15 protein-coding genes are annotated in these 15,341 nt (G+C 64.8%); 8 read left to right on the top strand and 7 right to left on the bottom strand.

Annotated features, from left to right (window positions below; all coding sequences use genetic code 11):
* Positions 1 to 27: 27 nt before the first annotated feature.
* Positions 28 to 1,068, bottom strand: coding sequence for a DNA cytosine methyltransferase (locus ACQ4LY_RS04020; RefSeq protein ID WP_431074691.1), 1,041 nt, complete (start codon positions 1,066 to 1,068; stop codon positions 28 to 30).
* 117 nt (positions 1,069 to 1,185) lie between these two features.
* Here ACQ4LY_RS04020 and ACQ4LY_RS04015 point away from each other — a divergent pair, with 117 nt between their 5' ends.
* Both ACQ4LY_RS04015 and ACQ4LY_RS04010 read left to right on the top strand, forming a co-directional pair.
* Complete coding sequence (locus ACQ4LY_RS04015) at positions 1,186 to 1,443, top strand: hypothetical protein (protein WP_431074689.1); 258 nt, start codon at positions 1,186 to 1,188, stop codon at positions 1,441 to 1,443.
* A gap of 316 nt (positions 1,444 to 1,759) precedes the next feature.
* Positions 1,760 to 2,677: a hypothetical protein gene (locus ACQ4LY_RS04010; protein WP_431074688.1), complete on the top strand. Its 918-nt coding sequence runs from the start codon at positions 1,760 to 1,762 to the stop codon at positions 2,675 to 2,677.
* On the opposite strand, the gene ACQ4LY_RS04005 is transcribed toward ACQ4LY_RS04010, so the two are convergent.
* Positions 2,661 to 3,167 carry a MarR family winged helix-turn-helix transcriptional regulator gene (locus ACQ4LY_RS04005; RefSeq protein ID WP_431074686.1) on the bottom strand — a complete coding sequence of 169 codons (507 nt, stop codon included), beginning with the start codon at positions 3,165 to 3,167 and terminating at the stop codon, positions 2,661 to 2,663. The genes ACQ4LY_RS04010 and ACQ4LY_RS04005 overlap by 17 nt on opposite strands.
* A gap of 90 nt (positions 3,168 to 3,257) precedes the next feature.
* On the opposite strand from ACQ4LY_RS04005, the gene ACQ4LY_RS04000 reads away from it, so the two are divergent.
* Complete coding sequence (locus ACQ4LY_RS04000) at positions 3,258 to 4,187, top strand: NADP-dependent oxidoreductase (RefSeq protein WP_431074685.1); 930 nt, start codon at positions 3,258 to 3,260, stop codon at positions 4,185 to 4,187.
* Positions 4,188 to 4,277: 90 nt separating this feature from the next.
* Here the strand turns inward: ACQ4LY_RS04000 and ACQ4LY_RS03995 are convergent, their stop codons facing one another.
* Complete coding sequence (locus ACQ4LY_RS03995) at positions 4,278 to 6,113, bottom strand: GmrSD restriction endonuclease domain-containing protein (RefSeq protein WP_431074684.1); 1,836 nt, start codon at positions 6,111 to 6,113, stop codon at positions 4,278 to 4,280.
* Positions 6,114 to 6,392: 279 nt separating this feature from the next.
* On the opposite strand from ACQ4LY_RS03995, the gene ACQ4LY_RS03990 reads away from it, so the two are divergent.
* From ACQ4LY_RS03990 to ACQ4LY_RS03975, 4 genes are all read left to right on the top strand, one after another.
* Positions 6,393 to 7,595 carry a hypothetical protein gene (locus ACQ4LY_RS03990; RefSeq protein ID WP_431074683.1) on the top strand — a complete coding sequence of 401 codons (1,203 nt, stop codon included), beginning with the start codon at positions 6,393 to 6,395 and terminating at the stop codon, positions 7,593 to 7,595.
* Complete coding sequence (locus tag ACQ4LY_RS03985) at positions 7,592 to 8,209, top strand: hypothetical protein (protein ID WP_431074682.1); 618 nt, start codon at positions 7,592 to 7,594, stop codon at positions 8,207 to 8,209. Before ACQ4LY_RS03990 ends, ACQ4LY_RS03985 begins: the two co-directional genes overlap by 4 nt.
* 74 nt (positions 8,210 to 8,283) lie before the next feature.
* Positions 8,284 to 8,607 (top strand): hypothetical protein, encoded by a 324-nt coding sequence (locus ACQ4LY_RS03980; protein ID WP_431074681.1) that lies wholly within the window; start codon positions 8,284 to 8,286, stop codon positions 8,605 to 8,607.
* Between the two features lie 105 nt (positions 8,608 to 8,712).
* Positions 8,713 to 9,231 (top strand): hypothetical protein, encoded by a 519-nt coding sequence (locus ACQ4LY_RS03975; RefSeq protein ID WP_431074680.1) that lies wholly within the window; start codon positions 8,713 to 8,715, stop codon positions 9,229 to 9,231.
* Between the two features lie 69 nt (positions 9,232 to 9,300).
* Here the strand turns inward: ACQ4LY_RS03975 and ACQ4LY_RS03970 are convergent, their stop codons facing one another.
* The 4 genes from ACQ4LY_RS03970 to ACQ4LY_RS03955 all read right to left on the bottom strand — a co-directional run bounded on the left by ACQ4LY_RS03970 (position 9,301) and on the right by ACQ4LY_RS03955 (position 13,790).
* Entirely contained in the window at positions 9,301 to 10,239 is a 939-nt protein-coding gene (locus tag ACQ4LY_RS03970; protein WP_431074679.1) for an ADP-ribosylglycohydrolase family protein, read from the bottom strand.
* Between the two features lie 99 nt (positions 10,240 to 10,338).
* Positions 10,339 to 11,703, bottom strand: coding sequence for a hypothetical protein (locus ACQ4LY_RS03965; protein ID WP_431074678.1), 1,365 nt, complete (start codon positions 11,701 to 11,703; stop codon positions 10,339 to 10,341).
* Positions 11,704 to 11,826: 123 nt separating this feature from the next.
* Positions 11,827 to 13,329, bottom strand: coding sequence for a SulP family inorganic anion transporter (locus ACQ4LY_RS03960; RefSeq protein WP_431074677.1), 1,503 nt, complete (start codon positions 13,327 to 13,329; stop codon positions 11,827 to 11,829).
* Positions 13,330 to 13,484: 155 nt separating this feature from the next.
* On the bottom strand, positions 13,485 to 13,790 hold the full coding sequence (locus ACQ4LY_RS03955; protein ID WP_431074676.1) for a hypothetical protein: 306 nt from the start codon (positions 13,788 to 13,790) through the stop codon (positions 13,485 to 13,487).
* Between the two features lie 178 nt (positions 13,791 to 13,968).
* Here ACQ4LY_RS03955 and ACQ4LY_RS03950 point away from each other — a divergent pair, with 178 nt between their 5' ends.
* Positions 13,969 to 15,246: a hypothetical protein gene (locus ACQ4LY_RS03950; RefSeq protein WP_431074675.1), complete on the top strand. Its 1,278-nt coding sequence runs from the start codon at positions 13,969 to 13,971 to the stop codon at positions 15,244 to 15,246.
* The last annotated feature ends 95 nt before the right edge of the window (positions 15,247 to 15,341 follow it).

Here is a 15,341-nt window from a genome sequence, read left to right as displayed (position 1 = left end):
ATTGGACGTACATAGCGGCTGAGCTGGCTACGCTGTGACCGTCTGGGTAGCGCTCGCCGACTCGGTCAGTGCAGTCGAGGCGGCCGCCGCGAGCGAACGAGCCACGGGCGGCGGCACAGCGTTCGAGACCTGCTCCACCTGCTGTGAGAGAGTGCCTTCGAGGACGAATGACCTCGGGAAGCCCTGCAGGAGCATCGCCTCATAGATGCTGAGCCGACGCGCTCCGTCCGGATGAACATGAATCTCGCGATGTCCGTAGGCCACCGTGGGACTTGGCTTGTCCCACGACAGACGTCGGAAGCTCCTGGTGGGCGCGGGGCCAGCGGTCTCGCCATTGAATCGCTTGGACCGGGGAGTCATCGTCCAATGGTTCGGATGTGTCGGGATGTCGTCCGCCGAGAGGCTTCGTGAGAAGAAGACTGGCTGCGGCAGATGACCAATAGCGCCGCGAACGGTCAAGTCGACTTCCTCGCGAGAGATCGTCTTCGGCTTGAAGGCTCTAGCGGCTACCTCGTTCTTGAACCCTGAGATGATCACGCGGTTGCGTGTCTGGGGCACGCCATAGTCGAGAGCCGAGTGATCGGCGACACCCGCCGCGAGTTTCAATTCCTCGAACCGAGCCAGGATGCCTCGGAAGGTCGCCGAGTGCTTTGCATCGCGGATACCCATGACGTTCTCGAAGAGCACGAACTGCACGTCATAGCGCGCTTGCAGCGCCTCGACGATTTCAAGGTAAAAGGTTGGCATCTGATTCCGAGGGTCATCAGCGCGAGAGTTCGAATTCGCGCGTGAAAATCCCTGACACGGGGGCCCTCCGATGATGCCGATGGCCTCGCCGTCCGTCAGCGCCTTCGCAATCTCGTCCAGGACGGCGAGACTGCCGGACGCCTCGTTCCGGATCGTAATGTCCGCTGCAACTGACCTGGTCGCCGGGAAGTTACGTTTATGCGTGCGCACCGCGGCCGCCATCCTGTCGACGGCAAAGGCGATTTCGTAGCCCTCTAAATTAAAGCCAAGATCGAGTCCTCCGGCACCCGAGAAGAGGCTCACGATGCGGGGCAAGACCATCGGGCGCTCCTTCGGCTACGCAGGTACCCGACTGGGCCTTTCCGCCCTAGCGTACCGTGAGCGCCGGCTCAGATCAGACCGCTGCAGGTGTGTCGTGAGGTTCCTTCCGCTTGCACCGTGGTGAGCACGACCGCTCGGATGGCGGCGCCGGACGACGCAGATCGTGGCGAGCGGTCAGTAGTCGTGTTCGTGGTGAGTAACGCCGAGAAGCTGCGGGAGCTGGTGTCGCTGGTCAACAGCAGAGTGCTGACGCTCGAGGTGACGCGGCGGATACCGCTGACCGAGCCTACGGCGCTGCACGCTGAGCCGGCTGAAGGGCGGATCGCGGGCAAGGTCTTTATGATCCCGAGAGATGCAGTCGAGGACGCTCGGTAGGTCGTCGCCTTGTTCAACGGCAGGTCGGCGAATCCCTCGATGGTCAGTCGAGGGATGCGCGCTGCCGATCGTGCGCGGGGCTCGCTCAGCGAACGAGGGGAGCGCGTTCGTCTCGCTCGGCTCATAGTTCCCCGCGACCCACACGACCTCACCCCCGGCGCCTCCGCCGCAGGCGACGCCAGCGCCGTCAGCGTGGCGACCGCGGTCGACGAGCATCCGCAGGCGATCCTGATCTCAGTATCCGGAATGCGACGGGGCCCTCGGCCTCGTGCCGGCCGAAGAGCGGCGCCTGACGGACTCGCTCGAGGCTCATCCCATGCCACCGACCGCTATCGAACTCCGAGTCGATCGAGACAGCGTGGCCATGGGCGATGACGCCGTCTCGCCCGCGAGAACGCTGTCCGTTCCGTCCGGCACGATGCTCAGCGCTGCCCTCGAGAAGAGCTCGCCCGAGATCCGGGCGGAAGGCTGGTCATGGGTCGTCGTCGTCGTCGTCGCTGGCGAGGTCGCCGCCGTGTGGTCCGTCGATCACGGCGTGCGGATGCTGACAGCTGACGGCGCGCTGGATCATGGGCCGGTCGATATCTACTTCCGGTACTTCGTTCAGATCGATCCCGCATGGCTGTTCGACCGTCTCGCGCAGGGAGCTCGTGCACATCGATACGAACTCGAAGCGGAGTATGCGCCGATCGCGCGGGAGAAGTACACCACCGAGCTGCGTCGCCGTGAGCGGGAGGTCGCGGCGAAGCTGCTGAGCGCCGAATGCATCGAGGCCATCGAGAGCTACGGTGCCGAGGTCACCCTGCAGGCCGACATCGCCTGCACCTTCATGTACCGCGGCGGTGCCTGGACGGTGCGACGCGAAGACACCATGCTGCAGGTGTTCGTCGATCCAGGTGGTCCGCGCGCGTCGATCCGTCCACACGTGCTCGGCGAAGCGTGGCTCGTCGGGATGCTCGGGGCTGCTGCTCGCGCCGCCGCCGGCCGCCCCGAGCTGCCGGAAGCGGAGGTGCTCCCGGGTCTGGATCTCAGGCAGAGCGGTGGCCGATGGATGACTCAGAGCGCGATCGTCGTCCAGGTCAGGTCCGACCTTGAGGCGCGCGTCGCCGAGCTCGTGTTCGGGCGATCGCTCGCCGAGGTGCTCGCGATCCGCGGACGCGGACGCGGACGCGGACGCCGTCGTCGGCCGTCGGCGTCGGGCTGCGCTCAAGCCAACGCTATTGGGGCTTCGTGACCCGACTTCTCGGAGCCGCGCTCCGCGGCGGTTCCGCCCGCAAATGCCCGCTGACCTGCATCATCACCCGAGCAAGCATATCCACGTCTTCCGCGCCGAGCGACTCGAACAGCTGCGTCTTCACCGCTTCGATGTGCCCCGGGAACACCTTCGCCAGCAGATCCCGCCCTTCGTCCGTGATCGTGACGATGGTGCTGCGCTCATCCTCGGGTGATGGCCCACGCGTGACGAGCCGGCGTTCAGCCAACGACTGCGCCTGATAGGTCAGCCCACTCCGGCTGTACACGACGCCATCCGCAAGATCCGTCATCCGCTGCGAACCGTCCGGGGCGTCGCCGAGCCGCGCGAGCAGCTGGAACTGCACGTAGCTGAGCTTGCCGACGTCGCGCAGCTGCTTCTCGACCGCATGCCGCAACAGGCTGCTCACCTCGGTGAAGGCGAAGTAGGCCGCGAGCTCCGTCGGGGAGAGCTGAGGGGGTCGTGTGCTCATGGATCCAGTATACGTGTTGCTTCGAATTCGAAGCAGTGCTACCTTCAGATTATTGCTTCGAATTCGAAGCACATGACGAGAAGAAAGATCATGAAGGTAGTACGGTTCCACGAAGTGGGCGGCCCCGAGGTTTTGCAGTACTATGAGATCGACCGGCCCAGCCCGGGTGCCGGACAAGTGCGGCTGCGCGTCGCAGCATCCGCGTTCAGCGCCGCCGATAACGGCATGCGGGCGGGATTCCTGCCGATCCCGCTGGTGCTTCCACACATCCCGGGCTACGACGTCTCAGGCACGGTCGACGCTCTGGGTGACGGAGTCGACGGCTTCGCGGTGGGCGACGCGGTGATCGCCTTTCTGCCGATGGCGACCGACGGCGGAGCAGCGGAGTACGTCATCGCCCCGGCGGATGCGCTCGTCGCGGCACCGACCAGCGTGCCGCTCTCAGACGCCGCAGCGTTCCCCTCGGTCGCGCTGACCGCGCATCAAGCTCTCTTCGACGACGGCGGTCTCAAGGCAGGGCAGCGCGTGCTCATCGTCGGCGCCGGCGGAGTCGTCGGCAAGTACGCGATCGCCCTGGCGAAGCGTGCGGGTGCTTACGTTATCGCGACGGCCAGCCCGCGGAGTGCGGACGCCGTGCGTGCGGCGGGTGCCGACGAGATTATCGACCGCACCGCGACCGAAGTCCTGGATGCCGTCACCGAGCAGGTCGACCTCCTGCTCAACCTGGCTCCCATCGAGCCGGACGAGTTCACCGCCCTAGTACGACTCGTGCGCGACGGGGGAGTCGTGGTGAGCACCACCGCCTGGATGTCGGCGCCGGATGACGCTGACCGTGGGGTGACGTCTGTGGTCGTGTTCGTTCGGAGTGATGCCAAGAAGCTTGCCGAGCTCGTGTCGCTTGTCGACAGCGGAGTGCTCACCCTGGAGGTCAGTCGTCGCATTCCGCTGACCGAGCTTCAGGCGCTGCACGCGGAGGCTGCGGAGGGGCCGATCGCGGGCAAGGTCATCGTGATCCCGTGATGATCGGGAGCGACTGCGGTCGCGGTAGCGTGGCCGTTCCCGCGGATCATCAGTGCATGACGAGATACCCGTCTCCCGCACCGATGGTCTTTAGCCCAACACCTCGCTCAGCTCCGGCGTCTTCCCCTCGCAGAGCTGCTTCATCGCGCGGGACACGGCTTCCGCTCGCCGCTCGACGAAGCCCGTGAAGTCCGGGCCGACCTCGGCCTGGAGGTCGGCTCCAGTGGCGTCAGCGGAATACGGGCCTGCGTCGCGAAGTACAGGCACCGGGATCACGTGGCTCCGAAGCCTGACTTCGATTGACTCAGGGCTGGGCGCGGCTTCTGCCCGCGCGGCTAGATAGGCGATCGGATCGAGACGACCGATAGTGCGGTTGGTCCGCCAGGTGATGAGCGCACAGTTCAGGGCGAGGTTCGGGTCGATGTCCGCGTCGTTGAGCAGCTTCGCAGGGAAAAGGTGGTGGTACTCGCGTGTGCGTACGTTCTTCACACTGAGCATGGAGTCGTCGGCGAAGTCGCGCGCTCCGAAGTAGTTGAACGTGGCGAGAATCGCCCTCGCCAGGCTGCTCCGCCCGCTCGGCCACCCGGCTGCCTGCAATGCGCGAGCGCCAGGGAGGGGGTACACCTCGCGGTCCAGTACGGGGACGGTCGAATCCAACCGTGACAGCGCTCCAGGTGACGGGCTCGCGGCGAAGGCGAGTAGCGGTTTCGCGTCGGCGTGGGCGCGGGTAGCAGCCGCACCGTCGTACCTGCCGGTGAAGAATGCGGTCCACAGATACTTCTTACTGACGTGTTCGACGAGTCCACGGGCATCGCCGAGCTTCGGGGCGCGGATCAGCATGGCTGCGACGACGGGTACGGCTACAGCGGTCGGTAGCCGTTCGGCATCCCAGATGCGCATCTGGGAGAGGAGCTCCACCGCGTCTAGTAGGCCCTGAAGCGCGAGATCCCACTCCGCGACCAGTCGGTGTGCATCCAGGCTGTAGTAGCCGGTCTTATTCGGGGGTAGGTCTTGATGTAGCGCCACTGTCTGCAGCAGCAGATCGGACACCGCGCCGAAGGCGGAGACGTGCGGATGTTGCGAGACAAACGTATCGATCATCTCTTGGAGACGAGCGTCGGTAGCGTTCTCCACCTCCGCCACGACGATGTCGAACGGACGAAGCGGCTTCGCGTTGGTGTTCATGTTGATGAACACCTCGAGGGCGACTGACTTCGGCGTACTCGCCGGCAGGTTGAGGTAGGGCAGGCGATAGTGCTTGACCGTCTCACGCAGCGGCGAGATCACATCTTCCTTGAGGAAGCGCCGACGCGCCTCATAAGCCTCCATCGCGGCAAAGATCTGCTGCGCGTCCGAGTCGGGTCTCAAAGTCGGCTTGAGATGAGCGGTTGCGGCCTCCACCCATTCCGAGGCGTCTGCTTCGGACGCCGGATCCAGCAGGCGCACGGGCACGAGCCCTCGACGCGCGCACTGCGCCGGATCTTCCGTCCAGCGCGGCATGAGCTGTCCCGACTTCTTCTTCCAGGTCGTGTAGGACCACACGTCGACTTCGTCATCGTCGTTCTGTGGGTCTTCGTCGAGCAACGGGTGATGGACGAAGAACTTGCGGTCCTCGTAGTTGTCTTTCAACGAGCGCCACAGTGCGGTGAGTCGTTGCTGCCCGTCGAGCAAATGCTCGGTGACTTTCGTAGTTGTGTCAGGAGCAGTGACGAGCGGCCGAGAGTGGAACTGCTCCTTCTCGCCTACATCGAGTACGAGCGTGATTCCGAGGGGAAGATCGCGGATGATCGTACGCAGCATCGATTCGATACGACGGCGGTCCCAAGCTTCTCCGCGCTGAAAACTTGGAAGATGCAGTCTCCCGGCGGCTATATCGGACAACCACTGATGGACGGGCCGATCGAGGGCCTTGCTTCCGGTGCTCACGCGGTCAGCCTATCGATGCTCAACTGTCACCGATCGACCGTCGCGCGCACGGATGCCGCTAGCGCTCGCGCCCGGCCTACTGAACCGTCGCTCTGAGCGGAGGCATACCGAAGAGCTCCTCGCCGAGTGTGGATCGCACGAAGTGCTCGGTCGTTACCGTGTTCGCGACGACGCCCTCGGCACCCACTAGCATTCGAGTACGAATGCAAATGAATGCACTTAGCCCGCACTGATGGGTTGGCCTGACTGGGGACGCGAATGGCGCAGAGCGGTGACATTGTGAAGACCGATGCCGCGAAGGTGGCGACTGCCTCGTCGGCGTTGCCAGACGACTTTCAAGACAGGGTGTTCAAGGCGATCGCAGTTCAGCGCCCTGTGGTGACGGCGTACATCAAGGAAGTGCGCCGGAAGAAACCTGACGCAACACCCGCACAAGTCATGAAGACGATCGAGTCTCAGTACGTGGCGACAACAACGGCGGCGAGTGCCGCAGTCGGAGCCTCCGCTACCATCCCGGCCGTGGGTGTTCCCATCGCGATCGGTCTCGGCGTCGCTGATCTCATCTTCTTCTATGAGACCACTGCGCTCTTCGCTCTCTGCATGGCAGAGCTTCGAGGCATCCCGATCGATGACCCCGAGCGCGCGAAGGTGATTGTTCTCGGGGCGCTGCTCGGCGAGAAGCGCCGCAGTCGCGTGTCTGAGATCGTGCTCAGCGCGCTTCCCGCGGGAGCGACAGTCACCGGCGCTCGGGCCCTTGCCGGCGGTGCGCTGTCGGGCGCGACCCCAAAATGGGGAGACCTCCTGGCGCAGCAACTGCCGGATTCCGCGCTCGTTCCGGTCACAATGGTGCTCGCACGACAGGCGATCGCTCAGGGGTCGGTGATGGGCGCGGTCAAGATCAGTTCCAAGGCCATTCCCGTTATCGGAGCTGTGGCTGGTGGCGCCACCAGCTTCTACTTCGGAAGTGGTGTGGTGAAGTCCTGCCGCGCAGGATTCTCAGATCCCGCTGAGAACTGGCCTGAGTGGCTCGAACTCACAGATGCTGACGGTGACGGCATCCCGGACCCATCCAAGGCGGTTCTCGCGATGCGAGCCGCCTCGGAGTCCGCCAAGGACTTCGGTGAAAGTGTCTGGGGGCGCATCGTCGACTCGACCGACGTGTTCAGGAGCGTAGACATCGATGGAGACGGCGTCCCAGACGAAGCGCGAGCGCTCACTGCGGTGAAGGGGGCCGCGGCGACCGTTGGTGCAGTGTCGGGCGGGGCGGCGAAGAGCGTCAGTGGCGCAGCGGGGACTGCGGCGAAGGCCGCGGGTGGCGCGGCGAAAATGGTCGGTGGCGCTGCAGCCGGTGCCGTGACGGGCCTCTTCAAGCGTGGAAAAAAGGTCACGGCCAGCGAAAACGGCGCGCACGAGGCTGACGAAGATGCTGGCTCCCTTGAGAGCGAAGATGTTCAGACCGCTGCGCTGACGACCGATTCATGAGGCGATTCTTCAAGGCGAGAGTGCTGCTCTGGCCCTTCCTTCTTCTGGTCGTCTGCGGGATCGGTGTGGCCGTCGCCGCAACGACGAATCTGATTCCTGTCGCGTCGATCTTCGGTGTTCAGTCGGAGCAGCACAGCACGCAAGTCATCAAGTCGGTGACACCCGAAGAACAGGTCGTGCTTGTCGGCCTCGGCATCGAGGGCATCGATGAGAAGAAGGAGAACGGCACGCTGTTCGGAATGGGGATACCTGGCAGTGAGCGCGCCGTGTTCATCCGCTATTCCTTCAACGCGAAGCTCGGTATCGAGGGAGGGGATGTCGTTTTCGAGCGGACTGGTGACGACTCCTACCTGGTGACGATTCCGAAGTTCATCTTCATCGGGCTGGAAGACCCTGCGTATGAACTCGCGGTCGAGAGCAATGGAATCCTCAGCTGGACTACTCCAGAGATCGACACTCTTGACATGGTCAGCAACCTGGTCAACAGTGCCGCGCAGGACGAATACCTGGCGAGCGAGAAGGAGCTCCTGAAGGATCAGGCTCGGGATTTCTACGCCGCCATTGTTGCGAGCATCGATCCGGATATTGAGCTCGAGTTCGAGTTCCTCGACTGAAGGTTCCGCCCCGCGTCGTGCGCCGGAGACCTTCGCTAGGGTGAAGCACGCACCATGACCTGAGGGGGATCACTATGTCTTCTGCTGCAACCACCACTTTCCACTCGAACGCCGACGCCACGACCACGGCGGCTGCCGTGCAGAGGGTTCTCACCGACAACAAGGCCAAGATCCTGGGCCAGGCGCCCGACGGCACCACGATCGACTTCCAGACCAAGAAGACGCTGTTCAACTGGGAGCTTCTCGGACGCGCGATCACGACGCCCGCGGCATCCGGCTCTGACGTGCACCTGTCGCTCGATGTGCACCACAATCGCCCGCCGGCACTCATGGACGGCGTGAAGAACAAGAAGGCCGTCGAGAAGCTCGCAGGGCAGATCCAGGCAGCCATCGGCTGACGGCGACGTGAGCCGGACCCACCCGTCGATGGATGCCGGTGTACTGCTCCTCCCCGGCGGCGCGTCCGGGACGACGCCCGACGAACGACTGGGTACGGTCATCCCGTGCAACTCGGATCCCTCGCAGACGTCATCACCGCCCTCACCGCTATCGGCGCGCTCATCGCGGCGATCCTCGGTGCCAAACATGCCAGCCGGTTGTTCGCGGTCGAAGCGAAACGCGATGAGAGCACCGCCGCTCGCGAGAGACAGAGTCAGGCCAGTCAGGTCTTCGCGTGGGTAGCGTCGCGCATCGTCGACGATGAAGCGAAGGCGTACGGCGCCGTGGTCGTGAACTCGTCCGAGCAGGCGATCTACGACGTCACGGTGCGAGTGACCGGTGCCAGTGGGGCCGAGCGACGCCCGATCGAGCTGACGATCCTGCCGCCGGGCGCGTACTACCTCGAAGAGAGCGCCGAAGCCTACGCCTGGGAGTTCGCGTCGCGACTCCGCTCTTTCGACGAGGAGATCCGACCCGTGACCAAGTCGAAGAAGCGCACGATCGCCGGAATGAGGTTCCGCGACAGCTCGAACCTCAGCTGGGCGCGCGACGAGACCGGCATGCTGGTCGTAGTCACGAGCTGAGATCTCGAACCGCAATTGAGCCTCGGACGCGAACGCATAGACGGCGCACGCCGACGGCGAGATCGCGGGTCAGCCGACTGCCGCCTCCACCGCTCGCCGCAGATCTGTCGAGTCGTATCCCGGCCATCCGTGCAGCACCCGCATCCACTCTGCGGGCACCGCAGCCCCGCCCCAGACCGCCCCGGCCAGAGCCCCGGCGATCGCGGCGACAGTGTCGGTGTCGGCCCCACCGCGCACCGCGCGCTCGACGGCGTCCGGCAGCGATGCGGCACCGGCAACCGCAGCGAGAGCGCCTTGGAACGCCCGCACGACCCATCCGTTCTGCGCCATGAAGTCCCGCGGATGCGCCCCGGGGGCGAGCGCCTCATCGATCAGAGCGCTCCATCGAGCGGCTTCCTCCGTGGGCAGCAGCGACAGCTGGCCCCGCACGTCGAGCTCACCGGTGAGGATCGCATGTCGGATCGCCGACGACCACAGGATGCACGCCGAAGCACTGTCCTGCTCCCAATGAGTGAGTCGCGAGATCGCTTCAGCGGCTGCGGCGAGTTCCGCTGCGGGACGGTCGAGATAGCCGAGCGCGATCGGTCCGGTGCGCATGAGCGCACCGTTGCCACCGCTGCGCCCCGCGCGGTCGTGCTCAGCCCGTGATGCCGTCAGCGCATCGGCTTCGCTGAAGGCTGCCGGGATGCGGGTGAGCACCGAGCGGGTCTGCGCCCCGACATCCTTCGCGGTCTGGGCCCAGCCGATCCACCGGCCGACGACCTCCTCGCGAGCGGCGGCGTCGTCGAGCCGACCGCCTCGAGCGAGCACGTCGAGGATCGGCATGGCCATGCTCGTGTCATCCGTCCACTCTCCGACGCCGTGGCCGAAGACTCCGATGCCGAACTCGGGCGTCACCGAGTTGTCGAGTGCCGGGCCGAACTCGTACTGAGATCCGAGCGCATCGCCCGCAGCCGAGCCGATGACCGAGCCGACAGCCCGGTCGAGCTGTTCAGGTGAGAGAGGCATGGATGGGGCCTTCCGGAACGGAGGTGTGCGTTCGAGCGTAACCGCAGAGGATGCTCGAACGCGGATGCGGCCGTGGCGTCGCCGGGCACACCCCGCCTCTCAACCGGTGAACCGAGCCTCGGTCACTTTCCGATAGCCGTCGATCCTCTCGACGAGTACTCGCGCCAACTCTTCAGGCTGTTCGCTGTAGGGCTGCAGTTCCTTGCGAAGCGGATTCAACGACGTGGCCGGAGTCCCCGAAGCCCACGCCCCGGTGAACACCAAGGTCGTCGGGATCACTTCGTCCGCACCACGGCCGGCGAACCAGATCACGCCTTTGTTGTTGGCTTGGCCGGGGTCGGAATAGAAGCTGATCGCTTGGCCTCCGGTGGTCACGCGGAGCTCAGTGAGGCCCGCCCTCTTGAACGGCTCGCTGAGCGGGTAGCGGCGGTTCTGCAGCATCTCGTCTGCCTGGCGCCCCGCCATCACGGCAGCGAGGCGGCGAATACGCTCCTGCACGATGGGGTTCTTGTGATGAACCTGTTTGGGACCTTGCACCGGGGGTTTCGGGGCCGCAGCGAAGGCAGCGAATCGTCTATTCCACTCCTCCTCCCGCTCCTTCAGTGAAAGAGTGCCGTTCTTGTCCCGCTTCCATCCCTCGCCGGCAAGCTCGAACTGCATCTCGTGAACCTCGTAGTACGGCAGCGGTGAACCGTCTTCGTCCTGCTCTGGCGGATGCACGCGCAGCGTGTATACCCCGTCGTCGCCGCCGCCGTTGTCTCCAGCCGGGAGCGTGACCCGGAAGTGGCCGGAGGCGTCGACCGGCACGGGCGCTGGCCATCCGCCATCGACGTTCTCGGCGGCCTCGTCTCGCTCGGCCCGTTCTCTATCGAGCTGCAGGAACCAGCTGCCGGGCGGCACGACGGTTTCGCGGTTGCGCAACTCGAGTTCATTCGCCAGCGAGGGTGACTTCAGCGTCACGACGATGTCCAGATTGCGAACCAACGAGCCGGAGCTGTTCGTGACGATCACACCGAGGTGCGACTTCCCAGCCCGATCGCGCTGCGTCTCAGCGATCCAGGCGACGACACCGTTCGCGCGGCCGAACTTCGCGTCATCCGCGTTCTGCTTTTGCTCCGTCTGAAACCGGTCGGTTGCTGCTTTCAACTCGGCGCGGGCATGTCGGCCCTGCGACGTCGCGATCACGATAGTTGCTCCGAGGACAAGCGCGTTCAGGAGAGGTCCGAGGAGCCCGCCGAAGACATCGCCGAGCGGGCCGAGGGGAATCAGTGAATCGATCTCGTCGGGAAGAGCGAGACCCAAGAGTGAATACAGCCCCACCCACACCGCCACGACTGGAGAAGCGATCAGCATGAGCGCGATCGGCGCCATCAAGAAGACGAGCGGAATCGCAAGGAGGAGAAGGAGAAGCTTTCTGGGGCGGGATGCGGCGGAGGTATCGGATGTCGGCGTCGTCATGGCCATCTCAGGCGGCCTCGGCTATCGGGCATGCGAGCGCGTCGGCGGTGACGCCGACTCGAAAGATCGTGGGAGCGGGCGTCATGCGTTCAGGCTATCGATGTCGGATGGAGCCGACGTGCGCTGGGCCTACTCGAACCCGCCGGTCAGTCGTCCCCGCATCCGCTGACTGCTCTCGTTCATCCCGATGATCTCGACGCTCTTCCCGAGTGCGGTGTACTTCGTCTCGATCGCGTCCAGTGCGGCGACGGTCGACGCATCCCAGATGTGCGATCCAGTCAGATCGACGACGACAGAGTCCGGATCGTCCGAGTACGAGAACAGCGTCGTCAGGTCGTTGCTCGACGCGAAGAACAGCTCCCCGTTCACGACATACGTGACGGAATCCCCGGCACCAGAAACAGTCCGAGACACCGACACGAAGTGCGCGACCCTCCGCACGAACAGCACTGACGCGACCAGCACCCCACCAACAACGCCGATCGCGAGGTTGTGCGTCAGCAAGACCAAGACGACGGTAGAAACCATCACGAACGTCTCGCTCTTCGGCATCCGCTTGAGGGTCGACGGCTTGACGCTGTGCCAGTCGAAGGCTCCGATCGCGACCATGATCATCACCGCGACGAGGGCGGCCATGGGGATCGTGCTGACGAAGTCGCCGAACACGACGACCAGCAGGAACAGGAAGATGCCGGCGCAGAACGTCGAGATGCGCGTGCGGGCGCCCGAGGCCTTGACGCCGATCATCGTCTGGCCGATCACCGCGCATCCGCCCATGCCGCCGAAGATTCCGGAGAGCATGTTCGCCACGCCCTGAGCCCACGACTCCCGCGTCTTGTTCGAGTGGGTGTCGGTGATCTCGTCGACGAGCTTCGCGGTGAGCAGCGACTCCATGAGTCCGACCAGCGCGACTCCGAGCGCGAACGGCGCGATGATCGTGAACGTCTCCCACGTCAGCGGCACGTTCGGGATGAACAGTTCGGGCAGGCTCTTGGGCAGCTCGCCCTGATCGCCGACGGTCGGCACGGCGATCGCGAACGTCAGCACCACGGCCGTCACGATGATCACCGACACGAGCGGCGCCGGCACGACCTTGGTGATCTTCGGCATCACGATCATCACGACGATTCCCAGCGCGACCAGCGGATACACCATCCACGGCTTATCGATCAGCTGCGGGAACTGCGAGCTGAACACGAAGATCGCCAGCGCGTTCACGAACCCGACCATGACGCTGCGGGGGATGAATCGCATCAGCTTCGCGACGCCCAGCACCCCGAGGATCACCTGGAAGACACCCGCGAGAATCACCGTCGCGATGAAGTAGTCCATCCCATACGTCGGCGCGACCGGTGCGATCACGAGCGCAACGGCTCCGGTCGCCGCGGTCACCATCGCCGGACGCCCACCGAGGAACGCGATCGACACCGCCATGATGAACGACGAGAACAGCCCCACCTTCGGGTCGACGCCCGCGATCACCGAGAACGCGATCGCCTCGGGAATCAGCGCGAGCCCCACGACCAGACCTGCGAGCACCTCGCGCGTCAGCATCCGCGGACTCTTCAGCGCTTGGAGGACGGTGGGATTCGCCCGATAGCGGGCACGATCGTCGACCGCAGTTGCAGACATGGGGATGCTCCAGAGAATGTGCCCGGGGATGGGGCAGAACAGTTAAGGGTACGGCGGATGCGGGGGGCTGCCGTTCGTGTCGCTCGTGAGCGGCGGTGGGGAGCCTTTCGAGTGTGCCCCGGGTTCTGTCCTTCCGGCCAGCGGTCGATGCGGGGTCAGGGCTCCGGGGCGTACACAGAGAACCCGCCGACGACGTGGAACCTCGACCCGAGCTCTGCCTGGATCGCCTCGACGAGAGCGTTCCCTTCCTCTATCCAGAGGTGCCCTATCTCGGGGTCAGGCCAGCGGATCGTCTTCTGTGGGTTGAGCGTGAACTTCCACTCGTCGTTCCACGCGCGGATACGTGCCCGAAGGTCTCTCGACAGACGGGGAGAGAATATGCCTACCACCCGTTGCGAGCTCGCCCATTCCGGCATGATGACGAGCTCTACGGGGACCTCGCCGGGAGCAGGTGTCGACATCATCCATCTAGTCCACTGGGGTGCGCCTGGATCGTCAAGCGCTGACCTGTCGTGAGCGACCCGAAGGCGTGAAGAGAGGTCTCGACTTCTTCTCCACACTGACCTTCCATGTTGTCTGCTCCACAGTGCACGCGCTGAGGGCCCTCCGGTGTCTGGGCGGGTTCGTAGCCTCGCTCACATGACGATTCAGATCCCTGTCCGAATGCCCACCTTCATGCGCGTCGAGCTCACGGTCGACGAGCATCCCGAGCTCGATCGGGCGATCGACCTGCCGACCGGATCTCCGCAGGACTGGATCGTCGAGGCATATCGGCTGAGCGTCGGGCTCGAGCCTCACGAGAGTTCTGAGTACGACGGCAGCGACCACTGCCACCATGATGAGGCCTACGCGTATCCGTGGCCCTCGACGCTCAGAGCCGACGAGATTCCTGGCCTCCCTCACGACCCGGTGGTGGTCATCCGCACCATCGAGGCTCCGCCGATGGGGACGCCGTGGCTGTCGGTCTCTTCCCTCTCGTCCAATGCGGCGCTGTCTGGTACTCCGGCCGATGCTCTGTCGCCCGGATGGCTGACCGACCAGGCGCCGTTCCGTGAGGACGATGTCAATCGCGAACTTCTGCGTCGACACGGGGTGGTGCAGCCGTTCTTCGATGACAGTGATCTGTGGTTCGACGATCCTCGTCTGCCGTCCCCCTCGCCGATTGCGACGCTCGCGTCGGCGGTGACGCCCGCGCGACGACTGGCTCTGCTCGCGCACATCGATGGCACCGACCTGCTGCGGCCGGCGGACCCGGACTTCGGCGATGCGGAGTCGGTGCTCGCACCTCTCGCCCGATTTATCGATCTGCTCGGCACGGTCGGGATCGTGCAGGACGCGACGAGTGGTTGGGTGCCGGATGCTGATGGTGATCGACTCGTGCGCTCGCTCGGGTGGAACGGGACGCCCGACGAGATGCATTCCCGACGCGAAGCGCTGGTTTCGTTTGCGAGGCGCGCGAAGCTGATCCGTCGATTCAAGGGGAGAGTGGTCGCGACCGCTCTCGCCCGCAAGTTGATTGTCGCCTCTCCGCTCACTATGGGGACGATCGCTGCGATGATCACGGCCACGGAAGACGAATGGCGCGATCTTCGGTCCACTCGATCTCGGGCCGAGGAGGCGGTGGCGCTGCTGGCGATCGCGGATGGGACGGCAGTGCACGTCGACGACCTTCCGGGACTCGTGGTCGAGGGTTCCCGAGCGTTCGCCGAATCGGACGTGCGCGTGGACCTCGACCGTGAAGGGGCACTGTGGGAAGGCCTGCGGGGAGCGAGAGATGACGGCGGGGCTGGACGGATCGTCGAGCGCATGGGGCTGCTCTCGGCAAGGGACGACTATGGAACGATCACCTCTGCGATGAGAGAAGTGGCCCGGTGCGCGCTTTCGGCTGGATTCGCGCGAGAGCGCTATGCACTGTAGATTTGGGGCTGATTGCGCAATGAGAGTGGTTCCGAGCCTGTTTAGCTGTGCACTCTGCTCTCAGATTTTGCGCGCACCCCGTCTCGGGCGGATAC

Origin of the sequence: Microbacterium phyllosphaerae (genome assembly GCF_050628115.1) — a bacterium.
Taxonomy (GTDB): Bacteria; Actinomycetota; Actinomycetes; order Actinomycetales; family Microbacteriaceae; genus Microbacterium; species Microbacterium phyllosphaerae_A.
The sequence above is the reverse complement of the archived record's forward strand: the minus strand, read 5'-3'. Positions and strand labels throughout refer to the sequence as shown.

What these genes read in the sequence shown, in the direction of transcription:
- ACQ4LY_RS03985 (WP_431074682.1), top strand. Translation starts at nt 7,592, where the DNA reads ATGAGGCGATTCTTCAAGGCGAGAGTGCTGCTCTGGCCCTTCCTTCTT.
- ACQ4LY_RS04020 (WP_431074691.1), bottom strand. Translation starts at nt 1,068, where the DNA reads ATGGTCTTGCCCCGCATCGTGAGCCTCTTCTCGGGTGCCGGAGGACTC.
- ACQ4LY_RS04010 (WP_431074688.1), top strand. Translation starts at nt 1,760, where the DNA reads ATGCCACCGACCGCTATCGAACTCCGAGTCGATCGAGACAGCGTGGCC.
- ACQ4LY_RS03965 (WP_431074678.1), bottom strand. Translation starts at nt 11,703, where the DNA reads ATGGCCATGACGACGCCGACATCCGATACCTCCGCCGCATCCCGCCCC.
- ACQ4LY_RS03955 (WP_431074676.1), bottom strand. Translation starts at nt 13,790, where the DNA reads ATGTCGACACCTGCTCCCGGCGAGGTCCCCGTAGAGCTCGTCATCATG.
- ACQ4LY_RS04000 (WP_431074685.1), top strand. Translation starts at nt 3,258, where the DNA reads ATGAAGGTAGTACGGTTCCACGAAGTGGGCGGCCCCGAGGTTTTGCAG.
- ACQ4LY_RS03980 (WP_431074681.1), top strand. Translation starts at nt 8,284, where the DNA reads ATGTCTTCTGCTGCAACCACCACTTTCCACTCGAACGCCGACGCCACG.
- ACQ4LY_RS03960 (WP_431074677.1), bottom strand. Translation starts at nt 13,329, where the DNA reads ATGTCTGCAACTGCGGTCGACGATCGTGCCCGCTATCGGGCGAATCCC.
- ACQ4LY_RS04005 (WP_431074686.1), bottom strand. Translation starts at nt 3,167, where the DNA reads ATGAGCACACGACCCCCTCAGCTCTCCCCGACGGAGCTCGCGGCCTAC.
- ACQ4LY_RS03970 (WP_431074679.1), bottom strand. Translation starts at nt 10,239, where the DNA reads ATGCCTCTCTCACCTGAACAGCTCGACCGGGCTGTCGGCTCGGTCATC.
- ACQ4LY_RS03950 (WP_431074675.1), top strand. Translation starts at nt 13,969, where the DNA reads ATGACGATTCAGATCCCTGTCCGAATGCCCACCTTCATGCGCGTCGAG.